General features: G+C 61.0%; 17 protein-coding genes and 1 pseudogene. 3 read left to right on the top strand and 15 right to left on the bottom strand.

Features of this window, described 5'->3' with window-relative positions; genetic code table 11:
• Nucleotides 1-342: 342 nt before the first annotated feature.
• The 3 genes from FJY68_10225 to FJY68_10215 all read left to right on the top strand — a co-directional run bounded on the left by FJY68_10225 (nt 343) and on the right by FJY68_10215 (nt 4,816).
• Entirely contained in the window at nt 343-618 is a 276-nt protein-coding gene (locus FJY68_10225) for a hypothetical protein (GenBank protein MBM3332203.1), read from the top strand.
• A gap of 637 nt (nt 619-1,255) precedes the next feature.
• Nucleotides 1,256-3,037, top strand: a complete 1,782-nt coding sequence (locus FJY68_10220) for an ABC transporter ATP-binding protein (GenBank protein MBM3332202.1) — start codon at nt 1,256-1,258, stop codon at nt 3,035-3,037.
• A 3-nt stretch (nt 3,038-3,040) separates the two neighbouring features.
• Entirely contained in the window at nt 3,041-4,816 is a 1,776-nt protein-coding gene (locus FJY68_10215) for an ABC transporter ATP-binding protein (protein MBM3332201.1), read from the top strand.
• A 65-nt stretch (nt 4,817-4,881) separates the two neighbouring features.
• Here FJY68_10215 and FJY68_10210 read toward each other — a convergent pair whose 3' ends face one another.
• The 15 genes and pseudogenes from FJY68_10210 to FJY68_10140 all read right to left on the bottom strand — a co-directional run bounded on the left by FJY68_10210 (nt 4,882) and on the right by FJY68_10140 (nt 15,865).
• The gene (locus tag FJY68_10210) at nt 4,882-5,961 is read right to left on the bottom strand and encodes a deoxyhypusine synthase (GenBank protein ID MBM3332200.1); all 1,080 of its coding nucleotides are present in this window, start codon (nt 5,959-5,961) and stop codon (nt 4,882-4,884) included.
• 161 nt (nt 5,962-6,122) lie between these two features.
• Nucleotides 6,123-7,253, bottom strand: coding sequence for a type III PLP-dependent enzyme (locus FJY68_10205; protein MBM3332199.1), 1,131 nt, complete (start codon nt 7,251-7,253; stop codon nt 6,123-6,125).
• 456 nt (nt 7,254-7,709) lie between these two features.
• Nucleotides 7,710-7,936, bottom strand: a pseudogene (locus FJY68_10200) (addiction module toxin, HicA family).
• Nucleotides 7,933-8,157 (bottom strand): type II toxin-antitoxin system HicB family antitoxin, encoded by a 225-nt coding sequence (locus tag FJY68_10195; GenBank protein ID MBM3332198.1) that lies wholly within the window; start codon nt 8,155-8,157, stop codon nt 7,933-7,935. The pseudogene FJY68_10200 and the gene FJY68_10195 overlap by 4 nt, the downstream one beginning before the upstream one ends.
• Nucleotides 8,158-8,522: 365 nt before the next feature.
• Entirely contained in the window at nt 8,523-10,034 is a 1,512-nt protein-coding gene (locus tag FJY68_10190) for an ATP-dependent Clp protease ATP-binding subunit (protein MBM3332197.1), read from the bottom strand.
• 82 nt (nt 10,035-10,116) lie between these two features.
• Nucleotides 10,117-10,539: a hypothetical protein gene (locus FJY68_10185; protein MBM3332196.1), complete on the bottom strand. Its 423-nt coding sequence runs from the start codon at nt 10,537-10,539 to the stop codon at nt 10,117-10,119.
• A gap of 108 nt (nt 10,540-10,647) precedes the next feature.
• Nucleotides 10,648-11,805: a zinc-ribbon domain-containing protein gene (locus FJY68_10180; GenBank protein ID MBM3332195.1), complete on the bottom strand. Its 1,158-nt coding sequence runs from the start codon at nt 11,803-11,805 to the stop codon at nt 10,648-10,650.
• Nucleotides 11,806-11,832: 27 nt separating this feature from the next.
• Nucleotides 11,833-12,183: a TM2 domain-containing protein gene (locus FJY68_10175; protein ID MBM3332194.1), complete on the bottom strand. Its 351-nt coding sequence runs from the start codon at nt 12,181-12,183 to the stop codon at nt 11,833-11,835.
• A gap of 13 nt (nt 12,184-12,196) precedes the next feature.
• A complete protein-coding gene (locus FJY68_10170; GenBank protein ID MBM3332193.1) occupies nt 12,197-12,550 on the bottom strand; it encodes a hypothetical protein in 354 nt (117 codons plus the stop codon).
• Between the two features lie 100 nt (nt 12,551-12,650).
• On the bottom strand, nt 12,651-12,935 hold the full coding sequence (locus tag FJY68_10165) for a hypothetical protein (protein MBM3332192.1): 285 nt from the start codon (nt 12,933-12,935) through the stop codon (nt 12,651-12,653).
• A 97-nt stretch (nt 12,936-13,032) separates the two neighbouring features.
• A complete protein-coding gene (locus tag FJY68_10160) occupies nt 13,033-14,172 on the bottom strand; it encodes a zinc-ribbon domain-containing protein (GenBank protein ID MBM3332191.1) in 1,140 nt (379 codons plus the stop codon).
• 244 nt (nt 14,173-14,416) lie between these two features.
• A complete protein-coding gene (locus tag FJY68_10155) occupies nt 14,417-14,878 on the bottom strand; it encodes a PIN domain-containing protein (protein ID MBM3332190.1) in 462 nt (153 codons plus the stop codon).
• Nucleotides 14,859-15,092 carry a DUF2281 domain-containing protein gene (locus tag FJY68_10150; GenBank protein ID MBM3332189.1) on the bottom strand — a complete coding sequence of 78 codons (234 nt, stop codon included), beginning with the start codon at nt 15,090-15,092 and terminating at the stop codon, nt 14,859-14,861. The genes FJY68_10155 and FJY68_10150 overlap by 20 nt, the downstream gene beginning before the upstream one ends.
• A gap of 18 nt (nt 15,093-15,110) precedes the next feature.
• Complete coding sequence (locus tag FJY68_10145) at nt 15,111-15,353, bottom strand: DUF2281 domain-containing protein (GenBank protein ID MBM3332188.1); 243 nt, start codon at nt 15,351-15,353, stop codon at nt 15,111-15,113.
• A 143-nt stretch (nt 15,354-15,496) separates the two neighbouring features.
• The gene (locus FJY68_10140) at nt 15,497-15,865 is read right to left on the bottom strand and encodes a hypothetical protein (protein MBM3332187.1); all 369 of its coding nucleotides are present in this window, start codon (nt 15,863-15,865) and stop codon (nt 15,497-15,499) included.
• Between the last annotated feature and the right edge of the window lie 1,119 nt (nt 15,866-16,984).

Raw genomic sequence — 16,984 nt, 5'->3', positions numbered from 1 at the left:
TTTCATCACCCGCACACGCAGCACATCCAAAGCCGCCGGCGATAGACGCCGAGTATCGTCTTCTCTCATTACTCACAGTATACACCAAACCGACTCCCATGTCAAACATTTTATGCTCTGATTAGTACGTCGGACATGGTGATTCTCCTTTCCGGCCATGGGCCGGATTACTGACCTTCACTGGTGTGAGAGAGCCGAGAGCCCTCAAACGCAACACCCGATATGCTATCTGCCGACGGAAGCGCAAGTCACGGAAACGTCATTTGAGCCTCACAGGGAACGACCCCGCGACCCAGAGCTGAGTCTTGAACGCGGACCGGCAGAGGGGGAGTCATTCCCGGATTGACTTCGGGATTCAAGACCGGACACATCGCGGCCATCAATGTGGCCGTCAATCAAGGACTTAATCCGGCCGTCGGTTGCGCGATGATCTGCCGGCTCAGCGCGGCCGTCAACGGCGACCAGACCGGGGAAATCAGGACCACCGTCAGTCAGGAATCCACTGCCGAGCACAACCCGGCAGCGAACCGCGCGACGAGCCCGTCAGCGAGTTACGGTCTGACTGCCGCGTTCAGCAGAGAGTTGAGGCCGGCCCTGAAAGGCGCGCTGAGTCTCTGATTGAACGAGGCATTCAGCGCCGAGGTGAACGCGGAAGTTCCAGCGCAAGTGCCTCGACCTGTGGCCGGCCTCGCGCGTAAGTTCAGTCCCGGCAAGGACGTGCGCCCGCAGGCTTCCTCACCCCGACCCTCTCCTCGGCGAGGAGAGGGGGAAGGAAGGCATCTGGCGGTCATCTACATGTTGCGGTAGACCGTTCTCCGACCACAATTCCGCCGGGGAGTGGACGGCCCACAGACTGCCTGGGGGGTGGCATCGGTCGACACAGCTTGGGATGCAAAGAAGCCTGCAACTGCTCGAGCTTCGATTCGTACGTCGAACCGAACAACGTCGTAAACAACTGCTGGAACAACGACAGGTACGACTTCGCGAACAACGCGCGGTACAGCGACGGATTCAGGTCGAGATTCAGCTTGAGATACAGCTCGCTATTCAGCTACGGACACATCTGCCGACGCAAGCGAACACCCAGCGAACGATACGTCTGCCGTTACTTCGTAAGGAACAACGTGGGGTGCTTCGCGAGACGCAACCGTGGCCTCGGCGCGAGGCCGCGCCGGGCGTCAAACTCTGCAACAGGTTCGGAGCGTTGCGCGTCCGACCTTTACACACACCGGTTTGTACGCAATAATACGCCTCCATGCATTGGCACGGTGACCTTGAACTTGAAGAGACCAAGCCGACCGGCAAGGCCGGGACCTACATCCGGCGGCTTTGGCCGTTCTTCCGGCCGTATCTCGGCCGAGTAGTAGCGGCCGGAGCGCTACTCCTGGTTTCGACCGGGCTCGGGCTGCTGGGGCCGGTGCTCCTTAAGCGGGCGATTGACGTCAATATCGGCCGTAGTGATCTGCGCGGCCTGGCCGTTACCTCGCTCATCTACCTCGGCATCCAGCTCGTGCTGTTGGTGGTGGGCTACTACCAGCAGGTCTGGCTTGCCGTGGTCGGTGAGCGTGGTGCGGCCGACCTCAAGCAGGCGTTGTTCCGTCACGTTCTGGACCTGCCGATGTCCTTCTTCGACAAGACCCCGGCCGGCAAGCTGATCTCCCGAGTCGAGAGTGACACAGAGGCCATGAAGATGCTCTTCACGCGGACGTCAGTGGTGCTCCTGCAGAGCGCGCTGATGCTCATCGGCATGGGCATAATCATGGGTGTAGCCAGCCTGCGGTTGTTCCTCCTGGTGCTGGTGCTGCTGCCGCCGTTCGTGGTGGCATTCTGGGTGTTCCAAAAAAAGGTGCGGCCGGTGTACATCCAGGTTCGCCGCACCGTGGCCGAGACGAACAACCTCGTGAGCGAGGCACTCAAGGGTCTGCCGGTGATCCAGGTTTTCTGCCAGCAGCGGCGCTTCGCCCAGCGGATGGACGACCTGAACCGTCTGAAGTACAAGAACGAGCTGAAGGCGACAATCCTGTGGCACGCGGTCTGGATGCTCGTGGACTTCGGCGACGTGCTGGGAATGGGGTTGGTGCTGGGATTCGGCGGAGCCTGGGCGCTCAATGGTCAGCTTACCATCGGTACGCTGTTCCTGTTCGTGTCCTATATCACGCGGCTGTTCGGACCGCTGCGGGCCATCTCCGACCAGATAAACGTGATGCAGCGGGCATTCGCTTCGGCCGAGCGGACGTTCCAGGTCCTTGATCTGGCGCCGGAGCCGGCCGGCATTGCGGCCGCAGGGCCGTTCCGACTGAAAGAGGCGATCACCTGCGAGAACGTCGACTTCGCGTACGATGGCCAGAACTTCGTGCTGAGAGACGTGAGCATGGTCGTGCGCAGAGGGGAGAAGGTCGCACTGGTGGGCGAGACCGGTGGGGGCAAGACGTCGATAGTAAACCTGCTGATGAAGTTCTACCTGGCCCAGGCCGGCCGGCTACACTGTGACTCCGAGGACCTGGCCACGATGGACAAGCACAGGCTTCGTTCGGCAGTCGGCTTCGTTCCCCAGGAAGTTGTGATGTTCCCGGGTTCGGTACTCGACAACCTGCGGCTGTTCGACGACACCATCCCGCGCGAGCAGGTGATCGAGGCGGCGAAGCGGGCGCGGATTCACGATGCAATTGGCAGGTTCCCGCAGGGCTATGACACGGTGCTGACTGAGGGCGGTGCCAACTTCTCGCTGGGCGAGCGGCAGCTCCTGGCATTTGCCCGCGCACTGGTGCGCGACCCGGAGATACTGATTCTCGACGAAGCTACGTCGTCGGTCGACCCGCACACCGAGCATCTGATCCAGGAGGGTCTGGAGGAACTGCTGAAGGGCCGGACCGCGATCATAGTGGCGCACCGGCTGGCTACGATCCGTATGGCTGACCGCGTTCTCGTCGTGCACAAGGGACACATCGCCGAGCAGGGCACCCACGAGGAACTCCTGACCCGCGAAGGCATCTACTCGCGGCTGTATCGGCTGCAGTACGTGGGGGAAGCCGCGTAGAGGATGAAGGATGAAGTCAAAATGACGAAGGTCGAAGGCAAGGCCCAGAAGGGCAGCCTGAAGATAGTATTCGACTTCTGGCGTCAGCGACCGGGCTGGTCGATTGCCCTGCTTCTCGGCACCATCGTGGTCACCGCGATAACGATGGCCTTCCCCTACCTGTTGCGGATGATAGTCGATGGCATCAAACGCGGGATATCGCAGCCGCAGCTGGTCCAGTACGTGCTCTACCTCGTGGGCTTCGGGTTCCTGCGGGTCGTCGGCGAGGTGCTGCTGCCATTCTCGCGCGGCCGTATCAACGAGCTCTACCAGTGGAAGGTGAGAAGCGAGGTCTTCCGGCGCGTGCTCGACATGGGGCACACGTTCAGTGCCAAGTACCCGACCGGGGACGTGATGGAGCGACTCGACCACGATATGGGCGAGCTCTCGTGGTTTGCCTGTTCCGGCCTGTTCCGGTTCGCAGCGGCCGGGTTCACCGTTATCTTCGCGCTGGTCATCATGGTCAGGATGAACCCTCTCATGACGCTTGTCACAGTCCTGCCGATCGGGCTGGGCGTGCTGGTCTGGGCCAGGCTCGGTCCCAAGGTGTATTCCTGGTTCATGAAGTGGCGGGCGAAGATATCAGAGATCAACAACCAGCTTGAGTCCGCGTTCACCGGCATCCGGCTGGTGAAGTCATACGGCATGGAGGACAAGCTCGGGCGCAGGTTCCGCAGCACGCTGGACGAGCGCATCGGCGTGGCCATGGGTGAGGCGCGGACCGAGGCGAAGATCGGCATCATGTACATGGCGATTGCCGAGGTCGCCACGCTCGTGGTGCTCTGGATCGGCGGTGTGCAGGTCGTGAATAAGAGCCTGACGCTGGGGGAGTTCGTCGCCTTCAACGCCTACATACTGATGCTCGTAGGACCGATGTTTGATATCGGCAACCTCTTCGTTTCCGGACGCCGGGCCCAGGGCGCGGCCGAACGCATCGAGTCACTCAAACTGCACCCGCCGGAAATCGCATCTCCTCCGGATGCGAAACAGCCGGTTGCCGGCGAGTTGCGGCTGAATCGTGCGACCTTCACGTACGGAACCAGACCCGTACTCGATGAGGCGGAGATGGTCTTTGCTCCCGGGCGCAAGGTCGGCATCGCCGGCACTGTCGGCTCGGGCAAGAGCACGGTCTTCCGTCTCCTGTTCCGCAGCGCCGATCCCCAGCAGGGCAGCGTGACGCTTTCAGGACAGGACATCAGGCAGCTGGACCTCGACGCGTACCGAAAGCTGTTCGGCTACGCACCGCAGGAGGCGACGCTGTTCTCCGATACGGTGCGCGGCAATATTGCCTTCGGTCGCGAGGACACAAGCGAAGAACAGCTGCAGGCCGTCGTGGCTGCGGCGGAGCTTGCCGGTGAGGTGGCCGGATTCCCCAAGGGTCTCGATGAGGTGCTGGGCGAGCGCGGGACGCGTCTTTCCGGCGGCCAGAAAGAACGAGTGGCGATTGCGCGCGCCCTGGTCGGTCGCCCGCCGGTCATGGTCTTTGATGACGCTACTTCCGCGCTCGACGCCGAGACCGAGAAGGAACTGGTGAACCGGATGATGAACCAGTTGCCGGGCGTTACCGTCATCATCGTGTCGCACCGGCTTTCAGTGCTGAGCGTCTGCGACTGGGTGTACGTTCTGGATGCGGGCAAGGTGAAAGAACAGGGAACGCACGACGATCTGCTGGCGAACCAGGGGCTCTACTGGAAGCTGTATCAGCGACAACTGATCAGCGAAGAGCTGGAAAGGCTATAGTGGTCTAGTGGTCCAGTGTCCGGGCACTCGACCACATGACCACTTGACCACTGGAGCACTTGCCATCAGAAGTGCGAGTGCGCGAAGAACTCGCGTGTGAGATCCTCCACCAACCGGGCACGTTTGTCGTAGAGGCGACGCAGCTTGCGTCGCGGGTGAGTGGCCAGCGCGTAGTGCGTCAGCATCGGTAGCGCGATCGTCACGTCCGTGTAGCAGACCAGCGCATCGGGCAGCTTCTCCGGGTCAACCTTGCCCCACGACACGGCCTCGTGCGGAGTCGCCCCGGACAGCCCGCCGGTATCGGGTCGGGCGTCGGTTACCTGGAAGAAGTAGTCCTGCCCCAGTTCCTTTATCATCAGCACTTCCTGGATCTGCGGTTCGGTCTGGAGCATGAAGTTCTTGGGGCTGCCCCCGCCGATGAGCAGGACCGCGGACTTGCCGCCCGACCGCTTCGCATGGAGTACGTAGGACGTTGTCTCGTTCACGTCGATTGACGGGTTGATGCGCAGCTTCAGCCCCTTCAGTTCGAGACCCGCGATGTTCATGCCGATGGTGGAGTCGCCGGGCGAGCTGGTGTGGATGGGCACACCCGCGCGATAGGCCGCGGCCAGAACAGAGACGTCCTTGTTGCCGGTCTTCCGTTCCCATTCAGCCGCATACCGCCCGAGTAGATGGTAGAACTCGGCCGTGCCCATCTCTCTCTGGAACTCGGGCTGGACGATGATCGAACGCAGGATCTTGTCCGTGGCCATCAGGCAATCGGTGTAGCCGAGGAACACATCGTAGATGCGGACCACGTCGTTGCGACGGAGGTCGGTGTCGTCCACGACGTGCGAGCCGACGTGGAGCGGCAGGTTGAACGCGAAGTGGAGGTCGTGGTACATGTTGGCACCGGTGGCCACGATCCAGTCAACGAACCCGGCCTTGATGAGCGGGACCACGGCGGAGCAGCCGAGGCCGGCCGGGGTGAGCGCGCCGGCCAGGCTCATTCCGACAACCGTGTCCGGAGCGAGCATCTTCTCCGTGTACAGCTCGCAGCCCTGGCGCAGCCGCGCCGCGTTGTAGGCGAGGAACGTACGGTCCATCAGGCCGGGCAGCTTCTCTCTGCCGGTTATGCCCGCGGGCATGATGCGCCGGCCGCTCATGTATTTCGCCTTGTGCGGGCACTCGCGCTTGCGCAGCCAGTCCGGTATCTCGGTCAGATCCCTGCGAACCCGAGGTGACCGAGTGGTCGAGTGGTCTAGTGGTCTAGTGCAGGATTCCTTCACTTGACCACTGGGTCTCTTGATCACTTGAGCACTCTTCCTCATGGCACCAGGATCGGTTTGGCCGGAGGGATGCCGTTGAAGGTGGTCGCACTGGCCAGCGAATACGCGCCGATGCGGCTGGCATAAACCAGGTCGCCGAAGCCGAGTTCCGGCAGCTCTTCGGCCCCGGAGATGATGTCGAGCGAATCACAGGTGGGTCCGGCCAGGGTTGTGAGTTGCGTGGGGCCCTTCTTCAGGACCTCGAACTGGTACTTGCAGTGGTCGAAGATGATGCCGGAGAGAGCGCCATACACGCCGTCGTCAAGAAAGTACCAGTGCTTGTTATTGCGGATCGACTTGCCGACGACGCTGGTCAGGAGCATACAGGCGGGGCCAACCAATGCGCGTCCCGGTTCGGCGATAATCCTGATACTCGGGTCGAAGAGCCGGTCGATCTCCATGTTCATTGCCGGCGCCATGTTGGCGAACCAGTCCTCGTCGGTGTCGAAGTGCCGGATCGGGTACCCGCCGCCGATGTCGATCATCTGCAGAGGGAGCTGTTTGAGCAGCGCGTCGTTGACAATGATCTTGCAGAGCTCAAACGCCTCCAGATAGTTGTCGCCGTGGGTGCACTGGGAGCCGACATGGAAACTGACGCCGACCGGCTTCAAGCCCAGCCGACCCGCTTTCAGCAACAGCGGCACGGCGTCGGCGGGATCGGCGCCGAACTTGAGCGACAGCTCGATTATCGAGCCCACGTTCGGGACCTTGATGCGGACCATGACCGACGCGCCTGGAGCATGGCGGGCGATCTTCGACAACTCGTATTCCGAGTCGAACGTCATCAGGTTCACCTTGCGCTTGCAGGCGAACTCGATCGACTCGTTCCGTTTCATGGTGTTGGCGTAGACCAGCCGGTCCGGCGTCGCTCCGGCATTCAGGACCCATTCGATCTCCTGCGGCGACGCCACGTCAAACCCGAGCCCGGCCTGGACCAGGACCTTCAACACGTCCGGGTTGGGATTGGCTTTGACCGCGTAGAACGGCTCGACGCGGGGGAGGAGTTTGCGGAACCGCGCGACCTGTTCGAGCAAGAGCGTCTTGCTCACAATGAAGAGCGGTGTTCCGTGCTTCTTCGCCAGCTTCGGGAACGTCTTGCGCAGTTCGCGCAGATAGGCTGCGGTGCTCATCGTCGGCTGCCATCTCCTTTTTTCAGGGCGACAATTCTGCCTCTAGACATGCCCCATTCAATCACGAATCAGGCGGGATGTCAAGCGATATCGCCTCCCCGAATCCGTGCTGAACCAGCGAGTTCACAGACCTGGTTTGGCACGGCAACGGAAGCCACGACCAGACCGGATGCAACCACGGATGCGCTGTCGGACAGGGGCCGCTGAGGCCAAGAACGATGGACGAATGAACGATGAACGACCCATGCCCGCCAATCGGCAATCGACTGCCTTGCCCGAACGAGCCGACGATACACGAAGGAACGATGAACGACCGAGGCCGTAAGCTGTTAGCCGTAGGCCGTTAGCGGTCTCGGCAATCGAAAATCGTAAATCCAAAATGACTTGGGCCGTGTCAATGATCATCTGCTGTCCCTCGAATTCCGCACGCAATCCCCGGCGCTTCCCCAGGCCGGGCTAGACCAGCTTCTCGAACTCATCCGCCGTCAGTTCGGCGTCGGCGAGAATGCGTTTGAGTATCTTCGGGTGGAGCGTCCTGCCGGCGTGAGCCGGCAAGGTAATGCGCCGGCCTTTCGCGTTGCGGAATATCTGATGGCTTCCGGATTGGCGGGAGAGAACAAACCCGCCTTCTCGATGGCCCGACGGACCTCGGATGCGGTCCGGCGCGGCAGTCTCGGGCTCATACCGCCACTTCAACAGTGGCGATGTTCAAGACCTCGGGACGGGAGACGGACTCGCCGTTCTCAACCCGGTCCTGGATATGCAGAGCGATGGCATCCTTTATGTTGGCCAGCGCTTCCTCGTACGTGTCGCCCTGCGTATAACAGCCCTGAAGTTCCGGGCAATAGGCGATGTAGCCGTCCTCATTCTTCTCGATGATTATCGGCAGATTGTAGTTCTGCATGAAATCAGTCTATGCTCAAGGCGGGCAAAGTCAACGCACACGACCTGCCCTGTCCGACCGAGGCCGCAAGCTGCTAGCCGTTAGCTGTAGGCCGTGAGTCGTCAGCGGTCCCGCCAATCGGCAATCGACATTCGCTCTCGGCTTACAGCTCACGGCTTACCGCTCCCATTCGTTGGTTCGGCAGATTCGTACAACGTTCATCGTTCTCCGACCCCACGCTCGGTCCGTCTGGGAACGAACAACGATGTACGAAGTAACGATGTACGAACGACGCCGTCAGCGGTCTCGGCAATCCCAGATCGTATATCCAAAATGCCTTGGGCCGTGTCAATAGTCACTTTCTGCCTCCTGAGTTCTCGATCGCGTTATGACGCGCCAACGGGAACAAGAGAGAGGCCACTGCCAGTGCGAACCATCCGCCACTTGCCGTGCTCCTTCAACCTGCCACTAAGGGCCATGTCGCTCAGCGGCGCCTGGACCAGGCGCTCAACGGTCCGACGCAACTCCCTTGCGCCAAGCGCGGGACTGTAGCCCACGCTGACGATGTAGTTTTCGGTTCCTTCTCCGAACTCGATAGCCACGCCATACTGCTCTCTCAGCCGGTCGCGTATCTCGTCCAGCATCGGCTTCAGGATAGTCCTTACGGCGTCCTCGCTGAGCGGCCAGAACGCCACGACTTCATCAATCCGGTTGATGAACTCGGGCCGGAAGTGCCGGCCGACCGCGGCAACCCACGAGGCCTTCGCTGCCGCAGGTTCCTGCGGCACGAACCCGATGTGCTTCTCCTCCCTGGGCCGCGAGGCCAGGTTCGAGGTCATGATGAAGATGGCGTTCCTCGCGTCGGCCGTCCTGCCCTTGCTGTCGGTCAGCCTGCCTTCATCGAAGACCTGCAGGAACATGTCCATCACGCGCGGATGAGCCTTCTCGACCTCGTCCAGCAGCACGACCGAATACGGCTTCGTGCGCAGCCTGCCCGTCAACTGCCCTTCCTCGTCGTGTCCGATGTAGCCCGGCGGAGAACCGACCAGCTTGGATACGCTGTGTTCCTCCATGAACTCGGACATGTCCAGTCGTATCAACGCGGCGTCAGTGCCGAACAGGTACTGCGCGCTGAGCTTCGCCAGCTCGGTCTTGCCGACGCCGGTCGGCCCGACAAACAGGAACACGCCGAGCGGCCCGCGCCGTGTGCTCAACCCGGCATGCGCGGTTACGAGGCGGCGACACACCTGCTCAACGGCCTGATCCTGTCCGACCAGATGCTCCTTCAGGAACCGCTCCATCGCGAGCATCCTCGCCTGCGATGTGCCCGCAAGATGCCCGGCCACCACGTCCAGCGGCAGCCCCATCTTCTCCGCCAGCACCTCCGCTATGGTCCGTGCCGTAACCTCGCCACCCGTCTCCTCAGCCCCGGCTCCTCTTACGCCACTTCTGCATTCTGACTTCTGATCTCTGACTTCTGACTTCGGTCGTCCCGGTCCTGCCTTACTGCCCGGAGCCATACTCAACATCGGCACGCGCTTTCGCGCCCCGGCCTTGTCCACAAGGTCGATAGCCTTGTCGGGCAATTGATGGTCGGTGTCGAAGCGTACCGACAGGTCAACGGCAGCCTCCAACGCCTCGTCCGGGATTCTCGTCTCGTGATGCGCCTCAAGCTTGGGCCGGATGCCCTTGAGCATCTGCAGCGTCTCATCTCGCGTCGGCTCGTTCACAACGACCCGCTCGAACCGCCGCTCCAGGGCCGAGTCCGACTCGATGTACCTCCGGTACTCGGCAATCGTGGTAGCGCCGATGCAGCGCAGGTCGCCGCGCGCCAGGGCAGGTTTCATCATGTTAGCCGCGTCCGCGCCGCCCTCAGAATCGCCGACGCCAACGACCATGTGCAGCTAGCTGTCAGCCATCGGCCGTCCTGAGGTGACTGGCCATGATTCCTCTCGGAGTTCGCAGGCGCGAAGGGCTGGCCTACTGACCTTGAGCTGCGGACGATGCCGCCAGCGCGATAACGATGACGAGGAACAGCGTCGCCAGGCCGAGAATGATACCGAACGTGACGAGGAGCTTGCCGCTCTTTCGGCCCAGACTGCGGGAGATGCTGCAACCGCCTGCGACGCCGGAGCCAATCGCGATAAGGCCCAACAGCACTCCCAGCACGACGCCAATCACGCGGTTGTCACCGTCTAGGGCACCTGTGAGTATGGGGCCCAGTATGACGCCTACTGCCCCACAAATGATGGAAGTTATGGCCATTCCATCAACGGGGACAATGGTCGTGGCCGAGACCGACACCTTTGGCCATGACGGCTCACCGGCCAGTTCCGCGCCGCACTTGTAGCACCGAACCCTGTTCTCTTCTTGCTGTTCAGCTCCGCACTTGTCGCACTTCATCGCAATTCCTCCTTCACGTCAGCGACGACCAGTGAGGTCAAATCCACCACCTACTTTGTCGACGAATCCTGCTACCTCAGTGCGTGGTCCGAAGCGAAAGGCGTCGGGTTATCGCCTGCCGGCACATCGAAAGCCAAGTTTGCAGGACCGGTACCATGGATTGTGAAAGTTCCGCATGGAACAACGCAGCCAATTGTCATCGCCGTTCCAACTCCCGCCGCGATAGACGCGGCCCGAGCCAGAAGAAGGCCCTGCGGGATTGCTGTCCGGACTCCGGCCATAGTAGCTGGCGTCGAGCCAGTCCGAGCACCACTCCCACACGTTACCTGCCATGTCCATGCATCCATAAGGGCTAGCACCACGCTCGTAACTGCCGACCGGTGCGGGATAACAATCAACGAACTCGATGTAACGGCATAGCCCACCCGCACCCGGCGCGGAGCTGCCCCACGGGTACTTCCGCCCGTCCGTGCCGCGCGCCGCCTTTTCCCATTCCGCCTCGGTCGGCAACCGCTTGCCCGCCCACGTGCAGTAAGCCGCCGCATCTTCCCAAGACACATAGACGACCGGACAGTCAGGGAAGCTAGTGAAGTAGTTCGACATACCGGGGAAACCGGGGTCGGGCGGCCAGCTCCTGCCGGTCGAGTCGCAGAACCTCTTGTACTGCCGGTTGGTAACTTCGTACTTGTCAATGTAGTACTCATCGAGATACACCTGGTGCACCGGCTCCTCGTCACTGTAGACAGTCGAACCCATCGTGAACGTCCCTGCCGGAATCTTGATGACCGTCGCGCCATCTTTCTCCCAACGGTACTCCTCATACCCTTGGCTGTTCGTTCGCACAGAAGTCATCCCGCTTGCCCTCGGCGTCTCGTCGTCTGGCCGACTCTGCTTCTTTACCAGGGGCTTCGGGCTGACGGCAGGTCGCTTCTGCTCACGGACCGGTTGCTCCGCATCACTCCTCGTAGCCGGCGTGCTCTGTACTACCTCTGCCGTCTCCGGTACGGGCCGCCAACGTGACTGATACTGCTGCACGGACGACACGATCACTCCCGCAATGACCAGGAGGACGACGACCACCAGCGCTACAACCCCCCAGATCCACACGTGGCTGCCACTTGGGGATGGGGTCGTCACCTCGGTAGGCGGCACGAAGGTAGGTCTAGGTTGTGGCGTCGGTTTGGGTTCCTCCCGAAGCCGCGTGCCGCAGTAGAAGCACTTGGCTTCGTCGTCCTTGACCTTTGCGCCGCACTCAGGACAGGTCATATATCTCCTTCTGTACGGCCGGCAGCGTCAAGCAAGAGGGAGTCCGTCGCTGTCTTTGAACGAACCCGCCGCGATTGCGACTGTATCAACCAGCCAGCCGACGCCTAGCACGCCCAACGTCATCGCCCACAGGCGGCCGCTGTTGGACTTACCCACATAGAAGCGGTGGGCTCCGGTCCAGCCGAGGAACAAGCACAGGAGCATCGCCTTTTGCCGACTGCAGTGCGACAACTGCTGTGCGGGGCGCGCAACTGAAGCGGTGGCGGGCGCACGAGTCTGGTCGGCCGTCGCCCCGCGGCGTGGCAACTTTGTCCCGCAGTAGAAGCACTTCTCGGCTCCATCGTCGGCATCAGCACCGCACTTCGGACAGGCTGGCATGCTACTTCATCCTTCAGCCGTCTAGCGATGACTGCCGATCTTCCGATTCACTCGCCTCCGCAGAGAGCCCTGCGAAATCGAACCCGCAATAGAAACACTTCTTAGTCACAGCTACAGCCACTTTGTCCAGGCTGGTGGCTCGTGTGACTCCAGTCTCTGCCTTGCAGTTGGGGCACCCTTGAGCGAGCGCCACCCGCAGCCTCGCTAGTTGGTCATCTCGATAGTATGTGACCGGCGTCTGTACCTGCACGTCCAGCAGACCGGCCGAGGAGTCTGACCCGGACGAGCCATTCCGCGTGACGGCTATCAGCAGGCCGACTATCGCAACAAACCCGACCACCGCGAGCACCACAGACGCAGCTATCACTGGCGTTCTACCCTAGACACGGATTCGCGGAGGGTCTGCGGCCGACATGCACTCGCGAGGGACCACAATCGCATGGTCGCGTTTGGCGGCAGGTATCGCATCACGAAAAGCTCTCGAAGTCAAACCCGCAGTAGAAGCACTTCTTGGGCATCGTAGACTTCAGCTTGTCCATCGGCGTGTCCTCTGTGACGCCTGTGGCGGCCTTGCAGCCAGGACAGCCTGCGGCCAGTCTGGTGCGGAGTCTGGCGAGTTGGCCGTCACCATTCAGATCTTGCTCTTGCTCGGCCTCCGCGGGCGTGGAATCGAAGCGAGAGGACGCCTCGTCAGGCGACTCATCGGTCTTGTCTGCTTCAGTCGCCCTACTCCCGAGCAATCTCTTGAACACCCAGAAGAACGACCCGGCTATTAGTAGGAGTAGGACTACTCCAAGGCCAGTAAGAACAATCCCATACATCGTTACTGCGCTCCGTCTGCGATGGGTGTCACTGCGTGCCGGCAGGCTTTCCGCACTGCGGACAGAACTTCGCTGTGTCCGGCAGCTCCGCTCCGCACTGCGCGCAGCGGGGCACTTGGGTGGATGCGCCGCAGTTCGGGCAGAACTTCGCAGTGGTGGGCAGCGGTTCACTGCACTTGGGGCATTTGGCCGCTTGTGGTTCTTTCGGCGCGGGGGGTGGGGTAGGAACTGGCGGGGCCATGACGGGTGGCGGCTGTGCAGGTCTGCCCATCGAGACACCGGTCATGTTCTGCATCATCTGCATCGCGAACAACGACATCATCAAGTCCATCGGCCCCATTTGTGAACCAGTTCCCTTGCCCAGCAGGCCAGCGGTCTGCGCCTGACCCGACAGCTTGCTGGCTGCCTCTTGTGGGCTGATGCCGAGATTGGTGAAGATCTCGGACATGTCGCGTCCGGTGAGGGTCTTGAAGAACTCGATTGTCGCCGGGTTCACGCCCGCATTGGTCATGCCCTTGTAGACCTCGGACACCGCCGCACCTTTGGTCTTGAGCACGTCGGCCGTGATGCTGGATTTCACGCCTTCCTTGAGCGTCGCCTCCAGGTCGTCCGGTATCTTGATGCGCTCGACCTCTATCGTGGTCACGCCCAGACCGTATTCGAGCAGCACCTTTTCCAGGTCAGCGCGCATCCGCTCGATGAAGGCGGCTCGGTCTGATATGTAGTCGGAATATGTGCTGGCCGCGGTGCGGCTGCGGATGACGGACATCATGTGGCCGCGGATCCAGGTGCTGAACGCCTCCTGGTCATAGACTCGCTGGCTGCCGACGACGTGCCGCAGGAACGACTCCACGTCGGTGACCTTCATGACCGAGAAGCCCCACATCTTGACCTCAACCGTCTCCCGGCTGTAGGCCTGGACGTAGAAGCCGAGCCGGAAGTTCTTGAGGGCGACCCAGATGACATCGACGACGTCGATTACGGGGAATCGCTCGACGTTGTGGCGCCCACCTTCGAGCACTTTGACGACCCGGCCGTTGTCTATGAAGATGGCACGTTCGTAGGGTTGTACGAGATAGAGTCCCCACCACTCCGGCACCTGCTGGTGCCAGAGCACAACATCCGGATCGGCGGGCATCTGCCTGGGAGTCGCGCCTATGATGGCCATGATGGTTCCTCTCTACTTAACACGCGAGGATTGTATGGTTGTCGCGTCCCAGTGTCAAGGCAAGCGAGCTGCCCGCTTCTCGTTCTCGGCGAAGAAGACGCGGCGGCCGCCGATGCGGAAGGTGTAGTCCGAGGCCTTGGTCGCGCCGAGGAGAGTACCAACGCTGAGCGCGGAACGCGGAATGAGGACGAGGACGAGGACGAGGAAATCGCGGAACGATGAATGCTGGCCGACGGTCTTCCGCTCACGGCTTGCGGTTGCGACGGCGGGCGGGCTTCCTTGGTGGCCTGTCGCGGGCAACCGGTGGTTCACCCAGGATCTCGGCGGGCGTCTTGCGGCCACGCTCGGTCCGGTCGAAGTCGGCGTCGAGGCTGACCAGTGTGAGGTCGTACTTCTCGGCAGCCACATACTGATAGGCGTCGTCGAAGTCCAGATGAAGGCGATCTCTCGTCTCGGCCACTGTCATCAAGTCAGCATAGTCGAGGCTCAAGTAGCGCACATCCGTGTCCAACAGCAGGTCGGAGATGAACCTGACAAAAAGGCCATCCTCCTTGTTGCGGGCCAGGATTATCCCGACCGAGTGCAGAGCGAAGTCAGTTATTGCGAGCTCGGCCAAGGGAACCGTACGCAGGAGGTCACGGACTTGCTCCGCCCGTTCCTGTTCCAGGAGCAACTCAAGCCAGACGTTAGCGTCGACCAAGAGCATCGTTCGCCCGCCATTCGGAGGCTTTGTGTTGGAGTTCTACCGAGGTGTACTTCTCGCGCAGATCTTTCAAGCCACCAGCCCAGTCCAGACGCAGTTTCTTGCGGCGCGGACGCGAGCGTCTCTGGCTCAAGAACTCCACGAAATCGGCGACTTCCCGCTGCAATTCCTCGGGCAACTCGGCGGTCTTCTTGATTACTTCCTCGATAGTCTTCATGATTTGCCTCGCGCCAATCTAGTGCCGGTTACTGTCGATCAGGTATGCCATCCGACCACAGTCGAGAGCCTTGTGCTGAAGCTCGACCGACGTGAACCTGTCCTTCAAGTGACGGCCCGCGCCGGCCCAGTCGAGCCGGAATCTGGTGCGCATCGGTCGGGCTCTGGATTCCTTCAAGAACCGCGCGAAGTCCGCCACGTCGGTCTGGAGTTCGTCGGGTAACTCCCTTATCAACTTGACCGTGTCATCCACTCTGCTCATGGTTCACATCATGTCTGCCGTATCAATATAGCTTCAACAGTAAGTGCGGTCAAGCCGGCTTTGCGGGCTCCGGGTGGGACCTGGGACACGATCCCAATTCCCTAGCGGAATTGGGTCACGTCCCTGTTGATGCGCGGGCGGCGCTAGGGCTCGGGCTGGATGCTGCAGACTTCCTTCTGGACCGCCAGCAGCACGTCTTCGTCGAGGCCACGGGCCTTCCATTTCAGGCGCAGCGCCTGGGCTGCAAGCTCGAGGCTGTCGCCCGCTATGTCCTGCTCGCGCGAGAGCTTCCAGAGCTGCCGGCCGAAGCTCAGGTAGGGGACGTAGAGGATGGTGCTTACCCCTTTGCCGTTCAGTACCTGTTTGACCTTCATGTCGTTGGCGAACATGCGAGTCATTGCTGCCTGATATCGCGACTGCATGTCGGGCCGCATATCGTCGAGCGTGGCTTTGATGCGCTCGGTATTATACTTCGTACTCCAACTCGTGAAACGCCTCATCTTGTCCGGCATCTGTGTTCTCCTTTCAGCTCGATCTGCAGATTGTGGTCCGGTACGAGCGGCAACCGCCAGCCCAGACCGAAGTCGGCCATAGCCATTATACACACCGTTCTGCGTTGCGCAATAGCTGGGCCTTCGTGGAAGCTCTGTAGCAAGCCGGTCAGTAGCTGAGATGAAGTGGCTTAGTTCTTGCAAATAAAGAAGTTAATGACATAGAAGAGGCGCGGATCGGGAATCTGATGGGCGTCCGGTAGACTGTCTACTAGACGGTCCAGCAGACAGTATGGTGGACGGTATATGAAGTGGACTAGAGGCGTAACCGCCTACTGGTGTGATGGACGGTCTATTGATACGTATTTGGGTGGGTCTACCAGTACATCAGGCACTTGCTCTATCGGTATGACTGCGTGATGGTTCGATAGATGGCATGGCGGTTCCAACTGTACACGTTACTACATACGGTCTACAGGGACAAACTGTGATTGGTCTGATGGTTGGTGATAAGGATGGTATATCGATTGGTATGGTAGACGTCCACCTGATGGCCTGTTCAATGGTCGGCACGTACGAAGACGAGCGGATGGCTGACAGCCCGACCGACATGTCGAGTCGCGTCTGCGAGCGGCTCGTGTCGGCGAAGATGAACTGAGGTCAGGCTGGAATCAGGGAGGCGACGTCGGGCCGACGTTTCCGCTTCTGCGTTGTTCAGTATCGGGACGAACGGTTGGATGCCGGGATGCTTGCCCGGTCGAGCTGGCTATCGGGTAGCGGCTGGTCTGGGAAGTTCCCCGGAATGCTCTCGCTGACCATCGAAGTGCGCGCATGCGTGCGGCGCGCGGCGGCTATACTTGACGTTTGTTTCAATGCCGGATGGTCATGGGTCTGAGCATTCCTCCGGCCGCAGAGTTGCACTCCCCGAACTGGACTGGAGGATGTCCCTGTCTTAGTTGAAAATCAGTAGCGGTTCCCCTGCCCGGATGGTAGCATCTGGGTTGTTTGAATGTTATGAAAGGAGAACCGCTGTGAGAAAGTACCGGAGATGGTCGTCGGCTGCAAGTCGGAACGTCAGGTCGGCAGGCAGGCAGGTGCTGGCTTCGCTGGATCAGGAGGATGCCTTGGAGCTATTGCAGG

Source organism: candidate division WOR-3 bacterium, from assembly GCA_016867815.1.
Lineage (GTDB): Bacteria > Hydrothermota > Tepidihabitantia > Tepidihabitantales > Tepidihabitantaceae > UBA2258.
This window is presented reverse-complemented; position numbering and strand designations above follow the sequence as displayed.

Excerpts from the sequence above, each read along its gene's own strand:
- FJY68_10185 (MBM3332196.1), bottom strand. The coding sequence starts at position 10,539 with ATGAAGTGCGACAAGTGCGGAGCTGAACAGCAAGAAGAGAACAGGGTT.
- FJY68_10150 (MBM3332189.1), bottom strand. The coding sequence starts at position 15,092 with ATGAAGACTATCGAGGAAGTAATCAAGAAGACCGCCGAGTTGCCCGAG.
- FJY68_10145 (MBM3332188.1), bottom strand. The coding sequence starts at position 15,353 with ATGAGCAGAGTGGATGACACGGTCAAGTTGATAAGGGAGTTACCCGAC.
- FJY68_10140 (MBM3332187.1), bottom strand. The coding sequence starts at position 15,865 with ATGCCGGACAAGATGAGGCGTTTCACGAGTTGGAGTACGAAGTATAAT.
- FJY68_10195 (MBM3332198.1), bottom strand. The coding sequence starts at position 8,157 with ATGCAGAACTACAATCTGCCGATAATCATCGAGAAGAATGAGGACGGC.
- FJY68_10220 (MBM3332202.1), top strand. The coding sequence starts at position 1,256 with ATGCATTGGCACGGTGACCTTGAACTTGAAGAGACCAAGCCGACCGGC.
- FJY68_10155 (MBM3332190.1), bottom strand. The coding sequence starts at position 14,878 with ATGCTCTTGGTCGACGCTAACGTCTGGCTTGAGTTGCTCCTGGAACAG.
- FJY68_10175 (MBM3332194.1), bottom strand. The coding sequence starts at position 12,183 with ATGCCAGCCTGTCCGAAGTGCGGTGCTGATGCCGACGATGGAGCCGAG.
- FJY68_10160 (MBM3332191.1), bottom strand. The coding sequence starts at position 14,172 with ATGGCCATCATAGGCGCGACTCCCAGGCAGATGCCCGCCGATCCGGAT.
- FJY68_10180 (MBM3332195.1), bottom strand. The coding sequence starts at position 11,805 with ATGACCTGTCCTGAGTGCGGCGCAAAGGTCAAGGACGACGAAGCCAAG.
- FJY68_10210 (MBM3332200.1), bottom strand. The coding sequence starts at position 5,961 with ATGAGCGGCCGGCGCATCATGCCCGCGGGCATAACCGGCAGAGAGAAG.
- FJY68_10190 (MBM3332197.1), bottom strand. The coding sequence starts at position 10,034 with ATGGTCGTTGGCGTCGGCGATTCTGAGGGCGGCGCGGACGCGGCTAAC.
- FJY68_10205 (MBM3332199.1), bottom strand. The coding sequence starts at position 7,253 with ATGAGCACCGCAGCCTATCTGCGCGAACTGCGCAAGACGTTCCCGAAG.
- FJY68_10215 (MBM3332201.1), top strand. The coding sequence starts at position 3,041 with ATGAAGGATGAAGTCAAAATGACGAAGGTCGAAGGCAAGGCCCAGAAG.